At 43.5% G+C, this 14,111-nt stretch carries 14 protein-coding genes; all 14 read right to left on the bottom strand.

Annotation, left to right across the window (positions count from 1 at the left end; translation table 11 throughout):
- Positions 1-416: hypothetical protein (locus COT43_10765; protein PIS27328.1), on the bottom strand; the 416-nt coding region annotated here is incomplete at its 3' end.
- Positions 417-431: 15 nt separating this feature from the next.
- Complete coding sequence (locus COT43_10770; GenBank protein ID PIS27329.1) at positions 432-1,640, bottom strand: hypothetical protein; 1,209 nt, start codon at positions 1,638-1,640, stop codon at positions 432-434.
- A 5-nt stretch (positions 1,641-1,645) separates the two neighbouring features.
- Positions 1,646-2,848, bottom strand: a complete 1,203-nt coding sequence (locus COT43_10775; GenBank protein ID PIS27330.1) for a hypothetical protein — start codon at positions 2,846-2,848, stop codon at positions 1,646-1,648.
- 19 nt (positions 2,849-2,867) lie between these two features.
- Positions 2,868-3,707, bottom strand: a complete 840-nt coding sequence (locus COT43_10780; GenBank protein ID PIS27331.1) for a hypothetical protein — start codon at positions 3,705-3,707, stop codon at positions 2,868-2,870.
- Between the two features lie 4 nt (positions 3,708-3,711).
- Complete coding sequence (locus tag COT43_10785; protein PIS27332.1) at positions 3,712-4,581, bottom strand: hypothetical protein; 870 nt, start codon at positions 4,579-4,581, stop codon at positions 3,712-3,714.
- Positions 4,582-4,650: 69 nt separating this feature from the next.
- Positions 4,651-5,916: a rod shape-determining protein RodA gene (locus COT43_10790; GenBank protein PIS27333.1), complete on the bottom strand. Its 1,266-nt coding sequence runs from the start codon at positions 5,914-5,916 to the stop codon at positions 4,651-4,653.
- The gene (gene mrdA / locus COT43_10795) at positions 5,903-7,708 is read right to left on the bottom strand and encodes a penicillin-binding protein 2 (GenBank protein PIS27334.1); all 1,806 of its coding nucleotides are present in this window, start codon (positions 7,706-7,708) and stop codon (positions 5,903-5,905) included. The genes COT43_10790 and mrdA overlap by 14 nt, the downstream gene beginning before the upstream one ends.
- A gap of 2 nt (positions 7,709-7,710) precedes the next feature.
- Positions 7,711-8,190 carry a rod shape-determining protein MreD gene (gene mreD, locus COT43_10800; GenBank protein ID PIS27335.1) on the bottom strand — a complete coding sequence of 160 codons (480 nt, stop codon included), beginning with the start codon at positions 8,188-8,190 and terminating at the stop codon, positions 7,711-7,713.
- Positions 8,175-8,978, bottom strand: coding sequence for a rod shape-determining protein MreC (gene mreC, locus COT43_10805; GenBank protein ID PIS27336.1), 804 nt, complete (start codon positions 8,976-8,978; stop codon positions 8,175-8,177). The genes mreD and mreC overlap by 16 nt, the downstream gene beginning before the upstream one ends.
- Before the next feature lie 5 nt (positions 8,979-8,983).
- On the bottom strand, positions 8,984-9,997 hold the full coding sequence (locus COT43_10810; protein ID PIS27337.1) for a rod shape-determining protein: 1,014 nt from the start codon (positions 9,995-9,997) through the stop codon (positions 8,984-8,986).
- Between the two features lie 14 nt (positions 9,998-10,011).
- Positions 10,012-11,562, bottom strand: a complete 1,551-nt coding sequence (gene purH, locus COT43_10815) for a bifunctional phosphoribosylaminoimidazolecarboxamide formyltransferase/inosine monophosphate cyclohydrolase (GenBank protein PIS27338.1) — start codon at positions 11,560-11,562, stop codon at positions 10,012-10,014.
- Positions 11,549-12,199 carry a phosphoribosylglycinamide formyltransferase gene (locus tag COT43_10820; protein PIS27339.1) on the bottom strand — a complete coding sequence of 217 codons (651 nt, stop codon included), beginning with the start codon at positions 12,197-12,199 and terminating at the stop codon, positions 11,549-11,551. The genes purH and COT43_10820 overlap by 14 nt, the downstream gene beginning before the upstream one ends.
- 69 nt (positions 12,200-12,268) lie before the next feature.
- A complete protein-coding gene (locus COT43_10825) occupies positions 12,269-12,907 on the bottom strand; it encodes a deoxynucleoside kinase (protein PIS27386.1) in 639 nt (212 codons plus the stop codon).
- Positions 12,908-13,012: 105 nt separating this feature from the next.
- Entirely contained in the window at positions 13,013-14,077 is a 1,065-nt protein-coding gene (locus COT43_10830) for a glucose-1-phosphate thymidylyltransferase (GenBank protein PIS27340.1), read from the bottom strand.
- Positions 14,078-14,111 lie beyond the last annotated feature (34 nt).

A 14,111-nucleotide genomic window follows, 5' to 3' on the forward strand; every position in this document is an offset into this window, starting at 1 on the left:
TGATAGATATAGGCGATATTTTTATGCAGGAACATATCGTTCGGTAAGTATTGTTCGCCTTCGATAAACACGAAAAGCGCACTGTCGTAGTAAGCCGGATTGTCTTTGGCTAATTGCTGATAAGCGCGGCCAAAATAGGAAAAAATATCCTGGGCATATTCTTCCTTGCATCCGTATTCGATCATTTTCTTATAATTTTCAATAGCGCCATTCCAGTTCTGATTTTGATAATAACTATATGCAAAACTCAGATGGAGGTCGCATTTACTGTGGTCGGCTACCGGCGCTGGTGCGGAGGTTTTTACCTTCTGGCTCTCTCCCGGATCCGTCGTGGGAGGCACGCAACTGATAAGCGCAATGCTACAGACAACTACAACTAATATTAACATCCTATGAAAAGTGCGATTCAATCTCATCCGAAACCCCTTACGTTAGCGTTTTGAAAATCTCCGGAACCATATTTCACCAGTCGTGATGCTCAGGTGAAAATCCAATACTTTTTCAGTTCCGATTTCTTGATTTAAAAAACCATTACGATTACTGTAAACTACTGCAAAATCTAAGCGATTTTGATTTTTGTTGAAAGGAAATCCTACTCCGAAACTCACACCCTTCTCTTTGACAGGATCCGAGTCATAAAAAGGTTCTGTGCGATAAAAAATTCCGCCGCGAAGCGCCATGAGTTTCCAGATGTTTTTCATCTCATATGGCTCACTTCGTTTTTCAACGCCTAGTCCAACATAAATTGGATCTTTTGCATCGGTCGGCTTGAATAAATAAAATTTCTGAAAAATCGAACTCGCAACTTTTCCCATCTGAGCATCAAAATTGACGCTTATATTTTCCAGAACCTTTTTACTTACCGCCAATCGTAATGACGATGGATATTCAAGCGTTTGGGTTGGAAGCGTATCATCTTCACCATAGTAATAATTGAGTATTTGTGTGTATTCAAATCCAAGCGGATGCTCATAAACGCCAGCAATATTTAAACCAATCTTTGGAAAATTCCAGAGAAACCCTAGACCAAGTTGCGAACCGCCTAGCGTAGTCTCTTTCTTGAAGAAAGAATCCCATCCACCATCAACTCCGAAATCGGTGTCCGTTTTAACAAGATAACTGCCGAATAGTAAATCCAACTTCAAGCCAAGAGATAAATTCTGGTTGACCCGGTAGCCACCTCCAAAATAAAAAGAAGAGATGCCGCCCACTAATTTAACAACCGACTGATAATCGACCATCGTTCCGGCATATTCCGTCGAATCGGTAAATGACATATTACCGATACTGCGCGTCTGGGGAGACATTCCCAGCGCTAAGCCCAGTCGTTTTCCAATCGGCGCTTTAAAAGCAAAACCTTCAAAATGTGTTAAATTGCTGGCGGAAGAAGTCTGCGTAACGGACAAGTTGGAAGAGTAAATCTGTCCCTGAAGCGACGTCGTGAAAAAATTCGTCCACAAAGCCGGATTAATCGTATTCAACGCAATGGAATCGGTCATTGCGGCGCCGGTTCCCGCCATGCCTAGATTTCTCGCAGGCGAAGAAGGCGATTCGATCCCGAATCCAAAAGCCGTATAATAGGAATTTTGCGCAAACAACGACGCAGAAAAAATGAGCAGAATAACGATAGCTTTTTTCATCTATGTTAATATTCTTTCATGGTTAAGATTTCCAAATACGGACGAAAATCTGGATTGGAAGCTTTAGCACTATACAAAGACAATGTCGATACTCCCGAATTGGAAGTGGAAGACCAAAGGACAACGCCAAAATTATCGTGGTATTGACTCGTATATTTCTGAACCGTACTGCCGATTAAAAACACGATGGAAGTGTCGCTGGGTCCGATTGAGACGTACGTTGCATACGAACTGGTGCTGGGTGTAAAATCCGGGTCATTCCAATCCTGTGTCGAATCAAGTAAACTCAAGTACAAGTAAAAATTTTCACCGTAGTTTTGTGTCAAAGTCGCGTCAATTTTGATGTGCAATTTAGCGCTGGCAATGACCTCATTCGGATCGGAAATAGTATCTTCGACTGAGAATTTCAGAAATGCGCGTGACGCTATTCCTGCGCTGACCGTCAGCCTTCCCAGATCCAAATTCGTCTGAGCAAATTTAACTACCGAGATGTCATCAGCCGGATAAACGTAGCCTGTCAGTGTATCACCATCCTCAACATATCTCACGATAATGAGCGGATACGAACTGGCTTCACTGGAATAAATCGTCTGAACACTTCGCACGGCGTCATCCGCTTGCCGAATAACCAATCCGTAATTCTCATACGGATTCCCCTCCCAGTACGTCAACAAAGCCGTGTCAAGAGGAACGTAAAACGTATCATAATTCGAATAAGCAAACCGACCGCATTCCTTCCGGGTATAATCGTTCAGATTAAAATTCGTAAAATCCGTACTGTCTTCAGTCCATTCCGTAATACCTGACGAGTCTTTTAGCGTTTCCACGACCAATTCGGTACCGGCGACGCTGTTCGAATCGTATGGAAGTTCCGTCGCACTGATAAGTCTCAATCGGACGTCGATTAAATTTTCAAAAGTATCCGGAATCGTGCTGAATGTCTCAAAGCGAAGAAGCGCGAAAGCAGTCGCATCTTCATTTTTTCCAATCAACAATCTGCCGCTTGAGCCTATCTGCGGAGTCACGACCTGAGTTGTATCCGACATAAATTCGGACTCAATCTTGTATTGTTTAAACGACACCGGAGCCTCTTCAAGGGGTAAAGTGGGCATTTTTTCATCACAAGTACTCAGCAATAAAGGCAAGAACAGAAAGGAAAAAACGAAAATCGACTTAGCCGTATGATAGAAAGATTTAGATTTATCCATGTTGATTGGTTGTTTCCCGTTATAAACGTTTGATAACTTTTATGATTTCATCCGCTATATTCTGCCACTCTTCTGACGATTCTCCTTTTAGGTTGAAGGTCGAAATTTTTTTCTTATTTTGGGCAAACAAATCTTTAAATACTGGATCTTCCTGATATTTCTTAATGAGGTTTCCTTCGCCATTTGAGATCATGACATGGTCGCAGTACGGAAAAGCCGCCGCGACGCAATCCAGTTTCCCGTCCTGAATGGACGGCGAGTTAGTTACATTTAATCCGATTTCTGCATATTCGGATAAAGAAAATACAGATGCAGGATTTTTCGAATGGAGAATTTGTAGAATTTTAACTCCGTCGAAATATTCTTTATTCAGCAGATCGGAATGGATCAGAAGTGGGATCATGCTCATTTGCCAATCATTCAGGATGATGACTTCTGGCTTCCATCTGAGATAATTCAAGGTGATGAGTGCAGACGCCGCAAAATAACCATTCCGGATTGAATTGAAAGTTTCGATTTTGTCGTCTTCCTGCTTGTACAGAGCGGCGGGTTGAACGCAGGAATAAAATGACTCATGTTCTAGAAAATAAACCTGAACCTTGGTGTTTGGAATGAAAGCCGATTTGACCGACGCTTTTATCTCGATATTTCGGTACTTTAAATCCATTTCGCGTAGACGGATTACCTCACGAAGGATGTAACGACGTTCGCTGATAAAATGATACTTGGGCATCATCAGTCTGAAATCAAATTTTCGTTCGTTGAAAACAATCGGGATCTCTTTTGAAAAATTTGCAAGTGAATAGTTCTCGGCAAACGGGATAATCTCTGAAGTCAAAAAATAAATTCTTTTAATCATAGTCTCATTTCATGTATTGTTTAGCACTGGGTACGAATTCACTCTGCGGAAAGCGTTCTATGAGCAGTTTAAACTGCTCGTTTGCTTTCGCCTGATTTCCAAGCGCTATGTAGCATAGTCCAATTTTGAATTGTGCGTCATCATCCTTATTGCTATTTGGAAAAGAAAGAACTTTCTCAAATTCAACGATAGCCCTCTGAGATTGTTTCAGAGAATAATAGCATTCGCCGATCCAATATTGCGCATTGTCGGCTAGTTCGTTGGTTCTGTCTTCATTCACGAGCTGGCGGAAAATGTCGATGGCTTCGGTATGCTGACTCTTTTGATGCAAGGTCAGCGCTTTCAGATAGCGTTCCTTGTACGAATCGCCTGACGCCAGATTCGCGGCTTCGTCAGCCCCAAAATCGCTGACCGTCCGGAATTCACCAACGCTCGCACTCAAACTGACGATTCGATTCTCAAGTGAAATCAGTTGAGCCAGAAGTTGCATGTTCACGCTATCGGCATAAATCGCACGATCTTCTAAAATTCCGTTGATCCTGCGGATATTCTCCAAACTCGCGTTGAACGATTTTACGATCTCCTGCAACTGGGCAACGGAATTTTTAAGCATCTGAACTTCGTCACGCGATGCGGTTTGAAGACTGCCTATTTTCGTTATATTTTTAGACAGTTTGTTAACAGCCTTCACAGTTAAATTCATCCGTTCCTTGAGTTTCGCGATTTCCTGTTCAGTCGTTTGTGAATTTTTAGCCTCAGATTGAGGAGTTTTTTTAGATTGCGGAAAAGCGTTCAGAACATGATTCGGGACGGAGCAAATAGCCGCAATGAAAAAGCATGTAATAATCCGATTGCCACAAACCATCTTTTTCATAATCTCATCCAAACATACAGCATAAGGTATCGTAAGCTAAGATTTTCCATATAAAAATCAAACCAAAATTTATAGTCTGTGGCGTCCAATCGGTTTTTCAGTGCTAACGTTTAAAACCATCCCGATTGCCGCAAAACAGGTTATGGCGAACGAACCGCCATAACTTAGAAACGGTAAAGGAATTCCTGTCACCGGCATAAAACCGATCGTCATTGCAATGTTGACGGCAATATGAAAGAAAAGCATGCTTCCGACGCCGATGATAATTAGCGATCCAAAACGGTCTTTCAACCGGAAGGCGGAATTGATAAAAACAAAGATCATCAGTAAAAACAAGATCAGTACGATGACCGTTCCGATAAAACCGTATTCTTCTCCGACGACGGAAAATATGAAATCGTTGTGCTGTTCTGGAAGAAATTTTAAATGAGTTTGGGTTCCCTTTCCCAGCCCCTTACCAAAGATTCCACCGCTTCCAATGGTAATTTGCGATTGCAGAACCTGATAGCCCGCTCCTTGCGGATCCGCTTCTATATTAAACAACGTTAAAATACGATTCTGCTGATAGGGTTTCAGATGATTCCAGAGTATCGGCGTCATAAAACCCAGTGATAAATTTAAGACAAAAAGAATAATGGAAATCCAGAGCTTCTCACGGGTAATGTAAAACACAGCAATCAACAAAATAACCCAAATAAAAAATGTATAAAAATTAAAGGCGGTCACGACACTCAGAATCGGCGATAGCAAGATGAAAATATGAAATGTCCGCGCGCCCGCCCAGATCAACATAGGAAAAATGACTGCAAAATAAACCAGCGACGTTCCGAGATCCGGTTGAGACATAACGATTACCATCGGTAATAATCCGAGCATAAGCGGTGGCACCAGCGATTTGAACTGGGTTATCGGCAAATCGGTGCGACACAAATATTTGGCAATTGAAAGGATGACGATGAGTTTCATAAATTCCGATGGTTGAAAACGTAATCCACCGAAACCGATCCAGCGATAAGCGCCAGAACTCGCTCTTCCAAGGAAAAAAGGCAGAATCACTAAAACGATGCCAATACTATAAATAAAATAGGCAGTGTCAAAGAACAGTTTACCCTGCAGAAAGAAAATCAATGTCATCAACAGAATGCCGCTTAGCATCCAGATCAGCTGTCGTCCAATCACTTTTTGAAAAAAAGGCAGATCGATGCGCATGGAAGCACTAAATAGAGAGAGGAGTCCTATCAGACTCAACAAGCCGACGATAATAATCAATATCCGGTTATTATCCGATAGCGTTTTTGTAAAATCTTTAGCGAGATTAAACTTACGGGTTTCCATGACGATCCGCCAGCATCTGTTGCGTTGAAGGATTATAATAAAAGTGATAAATCTTGCCGGCAATTTGAGCGGCTATTCCGCCGCCCGATCCACCGTTCTCGATCATCACGACAATGGCGAGCGGCGCGCCTTGTTCCGGCTTACTCCACCCGATGAACCATGCGTGATCGTCTCCATGCGGATTTTGCGCAGTGCCTGTTTTCCCGCAAATCTTCATATCTTTAACTTTAGCCGCTCGTCCGGTTCCGGATTCGACCACATCGAACATGGCGTTTTCGATAAATTCCCATGTTTCAGATGAATAACTCGTTATCGTATCACTTGGAACGGCAAAAATGGAAAATTGGGAATTACTACGACTGAGGAATTTCATTCCAAGATGCGGTTGTACGATTTTCCCGCGCGTCGCCAGCGCACCGGCAAATCGGACCATCTGGATAGGCGTAACCAGCAAATCGCCCTGACCGATAACGAGGTTCAACTTCGTCCCATCCGTCCAGCCAATTCCGTAATATTTCTTATCGAGAAACTTCGCGTCGGGCAAAGTGCCGGCAGACTCGCCATATAAATCAATATCTGTTTTGGAACCGAACCCAAAATTGGAGGCGGTTCTCGACCAAACATCTATATCAATTTTCCGAATCAGATTATAAAAATAAACATTGCAGGAATGCACGATCGCGTCGTGCATATTCATCAAACCGTGACCTTCTTTTTTCCAGCATTTATAAACGCGACGCCCCATCCGGTATTTGCCGTTACAATAGACCGACCATCCGGGATCGACTGTTTTATTCTCAAGCGCTGAAAGAATTGCAATAATTTTGAAAGTCGAGCCGGGCGGATAAGTTCCTTGAATAACACGGTCATATAAAGGGCGATCCGGATTCGTAATCAAATCCCGCCACACGTCCGCTTTGACTGTTCCCGAAAAAAGTCCCGGCGCATAGTCCGGTTTGCTGACGTATGTTAAGATTTCGCCCGTCAGCGCATTCATTACGACAACGGAACCGCGTCTTTCTCCAATCAGCGATTCGGCATAAATTTGCAAATCCAGATCGATCGTCAAATACAAATCGTTACCAGGGATAGGCAAAACTTTCTCCCTGTTCATCAGCGTTCCAACTTCTCTGCCCAAAACATCAACTTGAATATAGTTGTAACCACGGGTTCCCCGCAAAATTGGTTCATATTCCCGCTCGATACCTTTCCATCCAATCAAATCACCTTGTTTATATCCGAATTGTTTGATGTTTTTCAAGTCTTGTTTGTTGATTTCCCGTAAATATCCAATAACCTGAGACAAATTGGCTTTCGATGTAAATGAACGGACTGGTTTCGTGGAATACAACACTCCCGGCAAATCAACGCGATGTTCTTCCAAATAGGTTAAAGTTTTAAAATCAACATCATCTGCAACTTTAGCCGGGACAAAAAGACCGCGTGAATGCCGCTTGATGCGCCTGTCCAATTCATCCTGAGAAATGTTCAGAAGACTCGTCAGCGTCTCATAAGTCTCCTTGGATTGATTCGCTTCGTACGGAATGACATTGACATTGTACTGGGATTTGTTTTCAACGATGATCTGTCCTTTTCGGTCTAAAATCGCACCGCGCGGCGCTTCGAGTGGAATGATACGGATTCGATTGGATTCCGCGATTCCCTTGAACCGGCTATATTCGGCAATCTGAATGTAATAGAGCCGCCAGAAAATGATAAAAAAAACAGCCGTCACTATTCCAAGCATAAAATTCTTCCTGGGGACAGATATATTATTCTGAGAATAAAACATACTCAGTCATTTCCGGAAGAGATAAAATAATCGATCAAAACATAAAAAATGAGCGTATAAAGCGTCGAAGGCAAAACAAATCGAAGAATGATAAAATAAAAGGAGAATTCCGTTCCCTTATAGTTGATAAGATAGAAAATGACATAGGAAAACAGAATAATAGCCACGTGAACCGCATGATAATAAAACGGATATAGTCTATTACGCTGGTTTTTCATACAACCAGAAAAAAATCCAACACATGTTTTAATCAACGCCGAAAGCCCCAAAAATGAGCCCATTCCCAGCGCATCGACGAGCAAGCCGATGATAAAACCGTATGTCTGGCCAACCATCCGCCCCTCGGTTCTGCCGATAAACATTACGACGAGTAGTATGAAATCCGGGCGAATCTCACGGATTGTCATCCAGGGTACAAAAAGAACTTGAATGAGAATAGCAATTAGGCTAAATAGGATTATATTTGTCAGTTTTCGTAACATGAATTGGATAGAATAACGAAGACTTCCTCGATCTCGTTGATGTTGACGCTTGGTTTGACTGTCACCGTTTGAAACAGTGCGTTGTCCGATGATTTCGTTTCCACCACTTCGCCAATGCAAATATTAGGCGGGTAAATCTGACTATAGCCCGATGTCACGACTTTTTCCCCCTGTACGATGCTCACGGTCTTTGGAACTTCATTAACTTCGGCGTAACCATTCGGGTTCCATTGCATGATTCCAAAAACGCGCGAATCCTGAAACTTGACACTAATTCTGAAATTGACGTCTAAAAAAATCTGCACAAGGGTTGTCTTTTCCCCAACTGAAACCGTTTTCCCGACGATTCCCTTTAGAGAAATTACTGCCATATCAGGCTTGACGCCCTGCATTTTTCCGATATTTATCAAAATGGAATTACAAATAGGTGAAATGCCAAGATTCAGCACTTTGGCGGGAACAACGACCAACTGTGTCGTATCCATAAATCCGAGATTGTTACGCAAGCGTTGATTTTCCAGCCATGCTTCTTTCATTTGAACATTCAAAAGCGTCAGTTGGAGATTTTCCTCTTTTAACTTTGCATTTTCCTCAACGACATTTGATAGATCGTTGATCCAAATGTTTGGAAGATTGATAAACGAGAGAACGTTTGACACATCGCCCTGAAGCGACCTGACTTGCGGATTTTCATTTAATAGCAGAACAACAAATGAAATCCCAATTAAAAAAAGAAACAGGATATATTCATAAAAAGAAACGATGAGATTGAGAAATTTTTCCCACATTCAGGTTAAAACAAAACTTCTCTGAATTTCTCAATATTCTCAATAACGATTCCAGCTCCCTTGACAACAGATAACAACGGTTCCTCGGCGACATTTACGGGCAGGTCAGTTTCGACGCGGATTCGTTGGTCTAAGCCCTTGAGCAATGCTCCGCCGCCCGTTAGAATAATTCCTCTGTCGAGAATATCGGAGGAGAGTTCCGGCGGCGTTTGTTCCAGCGCTTGCTTAATGGCTTGGACGATCAGATCGATCGTATCTTTCAAACATTCCCGAATTTCGACAGATGAAACTTCGATCGTTTTCGGAATTCCTGCGATAAGACTTCGACCTTTGACACTAATCGTTGTATCATTTATCGGCATTGCTGAACCGATCGTACATTTGATCGTTTCCGCGGTGCGCTCACCAATCAGCAGATTGTGTTCGCTCTTGAAATATTGAATAATTGCCTCGTCCATCTCGTCACCGGCAACTCGAATCGCTTGTTTGGTGACAATACCATTCAGTGCGATTACTGCGATTTCCGTTGTGCCTCCTCCAATATCGACAACAATGTTTCCGACCGGTTTGGAAATGTCGATTCCGATTCCAATGGCGGCGGCGACCGGCTCTTCAATTAAATAGATTTCACGAGCATTAGCGCGGTCGGCGGAGTCACGAACGGCGCGCTTTTCGACTTCGGTAATTCCGGACGGTATGGCAATGATCATACGCGGACGGGCAATGCGGCTTAGATTGATTTTCCGGATAAAACCACGAATCATGCTGTCAGTCATTTCAAAGTCCGCAATCACGCCGTCTCGAAGAGGACGAACCGTGACAATGTCACGATGGGTTTTCCCAAGCATTTCTTTGGCATCATTTCCAACGGCAACGACTTCGCCGTCATGCGACGACCGTGCAACGATAGATGGCTCGTTAAGTACGACGCCGCGCCCTTTCATGTAAATCAGCGTATTAGCGGTGCCAAGATCAATGGCGACATCGCCTGTTAAAAAATTAAAAAACTTAAATGGCATGATATCTCCAAGCGTTAATGTTTAAAAACTCGTTTCCCCGTAAAAATCATAAACATCCCGTGTTCGTTGCAAGCATCAATGACTTCCTGATCGTGAATACTTCCTCCGGGCTGAATGATTCCAGCAATTCCATATCGTGACGCCAGGTCGGCTGAATCCCGAAACGGAAAAAAAGCATCCGAAGCCAGCGTAGAACCGGTAGCGGAAAGCCCCGCTTCTTCAGCTTTGCCGATAGAAATTTTTAATGATTCAATCCGCGACATTTGTCCAGCACCGATGCCGACCGTTCCCGACTCGTCGCAAAGAACGATTGCATTCGATTTCACATGCCGGACGAGTTTCCAGCCAAGGCGGATCGACGCCATGGTCTGTGTCGGCGGTTTGGTCTCGGTGACGACTCGCCATGCGGCTTCATTTTCATCGGCGATCTGAATCGCCTGCGTGACAAGTCCACGACCAAAATTCCGAAACTCCCATTCACATTGCAAATCGGCTTGAATCGGGACCAATAATCGTAAATTCTTCTTTTTACTTAAAACTCCAAGCGCCTTTTTAGAATATGACGGTGCGACAATACATTCTAAAAATGTTTTTACCAATTCTTCAGCGAGATTCTCATCGATCGACTGGTTGACGCCGACGATTCCCCCAAAATAGCTGACCGGATCAGTCTGAACGGCGCGTTTGTAAGCGTCCGAAAGCGTATGACCTAATCCAAAACCGCATGGATTCGTATGTTTGACGATGGCACAAGCGGGCGTTGAAACATCAAAATCCGAAATGATACGATAGACCGCCATACAATCGATGTAGTTGTTATACGAGATTTCCTTTCCCTGAAGTTGATGAAAGGCTTCCCAGTTCGGATTGCCGGTTGGCGCATAGATCGCCGCCGCCTGATCCGGATTCTCGCCATAGCGTAGCGAACGCAACTTTGCAAAATCCAGCATCAAACGCGAAGGCGCAGACGAAGGCTTTTCCCCCTGAAAAAAATCAGCGATTTCCGCATCATACCGAGCGGTTCCAGCAAATACTTCTGCGGCGAGTGATCGGCGATACTCCGTCGTAATTTCATTCTTTTCCAACCGCTCGCGAAATTCATCATATTGATTCGGACGGGAAAGGACGACGACATTATGATAATTCTTCGAAGCGGCGCGAATCATACTCGGACCTCCGACATCGATCATCTCGACGATTTGATCAGGAGTTTTCTCCACGGAGTGATAAGTTTCCGAAAAAGGATAGAGATTGACAACGACCATTTGAAATGGTTGAACGGATGCCGATTCAAGATCGGCGACATGCGACGGGTCGCGTACATCAGCCAGAATACCAGCAAATACCGCTGGATGAAGGGTTTTTACTCTACCGCCAAGTATTTCCGGAAAATGCGTCAATTCTTCAATTTTCGTGACACGAATTCCAGCTTCTTTTAGCTTGGTAAAGGTGCCGCCAGTCGAAAATATTTCTATCCCACGGGATTCTAGTAACTGGGAAAGTGGGAGGATTCCAGTCTTGTCCCAAACACTAATAATCGCCCGATGGATTTTAAATTCGTTCATTCTCGATTTCGATCCTTCCGTTTAAATGTTTGATTCGCCCTTCACAAAAAGCCTTAATTACCATTGGATAAACCCGATGTTCGACCGCCAGCACGCGTTGAGCCAAAGATTCCAATGTATCGTCAGAACGAACATCAACTTTCTCTTGCCAAATAATCGAGCCTGTGTCATAGTGTTCGTCTACAAAATGAATCGTCACACCGGTGGTCTTAACACCAGAAGCCAGAACGGATTCATGGACTTTCATTCCAAAATAACCTGGTCCGCCAAAATTCGGCAAAAGAGCCGGATGAATATTGATCATCGCGTTTTTATAACGATTGACGACCGGCGCCGGCACGAGTTTTAGAAAACCAGATAAAACGACCAAATCCGTTTCATACCTTGTTAACACAGAAAGTAAAAAATCGGCGTATTCGCTTCCGTCGGAAAATTGTTTCCGATTGATCCAATGTGCTGGAATGCCAGCGGAAGAAGCAATGGAAAAAACCTGCGGCTGAGGATTGTCACTGATCACGCAGACCACTTTCGCAGGAATGTACCCGCTTCGTATGTGTTCCAAGATTGATGAAAAATTCGATCCACGCCCCGAAGCAAAAATTGCTAACCGTTTCAAAATGACTGTTTTCTTCCTCAGTTAAAATAACACGTAAATTTATATATTTAAATAAGGATAAGCAATTAGTCGGAAAGAAATATCGAAGAATTATTTTTTTAGCACAGATGGACAGATTTCACGGACTTTCCGCAATAACTCTTCCAGTTTCTCTTCATCTTCGAAAATGTTAAAATTATCTGTCTCGACAATCAAAATCCGGTTGCGCTTCGATTCTTCACGAATCCACCGTTCATAAGAGAGATTTAACATGTAAATATATTCCGGAGAAATTTCACGTTCAAAATCACGACTGCGTCTTTTAATTCGCGTGATAAGCGTATCGACAGTCGCGCGAAGATACAGAATCAAGTCGGGCTTCTTCAAATAGGAAGTCATGATGTCGAAAAGCGAGCGGTAATTATCCCAATCGCGTTGACTCATATTTCCCATTTCGTAAAGATTGCGGGCGAAAATTTCGACATCTTCATAAATCGTCCGATCTTGAATGGCAGAACCCGGCGCATCGGTCATCTCTTTATGCGTCCGAAAACGATGAGAAAGAAAATAAACTTGAAGATTGAAACTCCACCGCTTCATGTTCTCGTAAAAATCTTCGAGATATGGATTATCAATGACGGATTCATAATAGGCGCGCCAGCCGAATCGCTTGGCAATGATATCCGTCATCGTCGTTTTCCCAACGCCGATGTTACCGGCAATGCCAATGAAATATTTCTTATCTTCCAATATTCGCTTCTCCAAGTAACTTCCGTAAAAAAGTGTCTGTATTTTAACAGGCGCCGTGTGAATTAAAAAAGAAAAATAATCTACGATCAGAAGTCCTGAACGTCATCACCGAATCTCTATCTGACTCTGGTCGCCGACGATAAACCGATTGGTGAACGGTTTAGAATCCGCGTCAACGATCTGAACGTCTTTCCCGAGCAGGCTCGCTTCAATCCGAATTTTCTGATTCCGGATCAAACAGCCACATGAAACGATACTGAACTCGATCTCGGAATTCTCGATCTGACAATTTTTATCGATCGAAGTGTACGGGCCGACATACGAGTTGATGATCTTCGATCCGGCTCCGATGATTGCCGGTCCCCGGACATTACTGTTGTGAATCTCGGCGCCCGGTTCGATCACAACGCGTCCAGCAAGATTGCTATGTGCATCGACCATTCCTTCAATACGTGTCTCAAAACTATCCAACACCAGACGATTCGCTTCCAACAAATCTGCCGGTTTGCCGGTGTCTTTCCACCAACCCGTGATCTCCGAATAGGTCACTTTGAATCCTTTTTCTAATAAATATTGATGCGCATCCGAGATTTCCAATTCACCGCGTGCGCTGGGAGAAATCGCATTGACGGCTTCGAAAATGTTTGAATCATAAATGTATATTCCGGTAACGGCAAAATCGCTCTTCGGTTTACTAGGTTTTTCTTCGATGCTGACAATTTGCCCGTCTTTCAGTTCGGGTACGCCGAAACGTTCCGGGTCTTTCACGCGCGCCAATACTAAATGACAATTGGCGCCCGATTCCCTGAACTCATCAATAAACCGGGCAATTCCACCGACAATAATGTTATCGCCAAGATAAAACACGAAAGGTTCATTTTCGAGAAATGGTTGAGCAATGCGGACGCAATCCGCAAGTCCCGAAGGACGTTCTTGCGGAATGTACGTGATATGAAGCCCCATCTGACTTCCATCTTTATAAACGTCTTCGACCTCCGAACCTTCTTTGTTCGTGATGATACCAACATCCGTGATGCCCGCCTTACGGATATACTCAAGAGCATAATTCAAAATGGGTTTATTGGCAATCGGAATTAGGTGCTTGTTTTGCGTATGAGTAATCGGACGCAGTCTCGTGCCATGTCCGCCTGCCGTGATGAGCGCTTTCATTCTTTTCCCTTCTATAAAAATCTGCTATTCCATA

This window comes from Candidatus Marinimicrobia bacterium CG08_land_8_20_14_0_20_45_22 (assembly GCA_002774355.1).
GTDB lineage: Bacteria > Fidelibacterota > UBA2242 > UBA2242 > UBA2242 > 0-14-0-20-45-22.

What these genes read in the sequence shown, in the direction of transcription:
- COT43_10770 (PIS27329.1), bottom strand. Translation starts at nt 1,640, where the DNA reads ATGAAAAAAGCTATCGTTATTCTGCTCATTTTTTCTGCGTCGTTGTTT.
- COT43_10775 (PIS27330.1), bottom strand. Translation starts at nt 2,848, where the DNA reads ATGGATAAATCTAAATCTTTCTATCATACGGCTAAGTCGATTTTCGTT.
- COT43_10780 (PIS27331.1), bottom strand. Translation starts at nt 3,707, where the DNA reads ATGATTAAAAGAATTTATTTTTTGACTTCAGAGATTATCCCGTTTGCC.
- COT43_10785 (PIS27332.1), bottom strand. Translation starts at nt 4,581, where the DNA reads ATGAAAAAGATGGTTTGTGGCAATCGGATTATTACATGCTTTTTCATT.
- COT43_10790 (PIS27333.1), bottom strand. Translation starts at nt 5,916, where the DNA reads ATGGAAACCCGTAAGTTTAATCTCGCTAAAGATTTTACAAAAACGCTA.
- mrdA (PIS27334.1), bottom strand. Translation starts at nt 7,708, where the DNA reads ATGTTTTATTCTCAGAATAATATATCTGTCCCCAGGAAGAATTTTATG.
- mreD (PIS27335.1), bottom strand. Translation starts at nt 8,190, where the DNA reads ATGTTACGAAAACTGACAAATATAATCCTATTTAGCCTAATTGCTATT.
- mreC (PIS27336.1), bottom strand. Translation starts at nt 8,978, where the DNA reads ATGTGGGAAAAATTTCTCAATCTCATCGTTTCTTTTTATGAATATATC.
- COT43_10810 (PIS27337.1), bottom strand. Translation starts at nt 9,997, where the DNA reads ATGCCATTTAAGTTTTTTAATTTTTTAACAGGCGATGTCGCCATTGAT.
- purH (PIS27338.1), bottom strand. Translation starts at nt 11,562, where the DNA reads ATGAACGAATTTAAAATCCATCGGGCGATTATTAGTGTTTGGGACAAG.
- COT43_10830 (PIS27340.1), bottom strand. Translation starts at nt 14,077, where the DNA reads ATGAAAGCGCTCATCACGGCAGGCGGACATGGCACGAGACTGCGTCCG.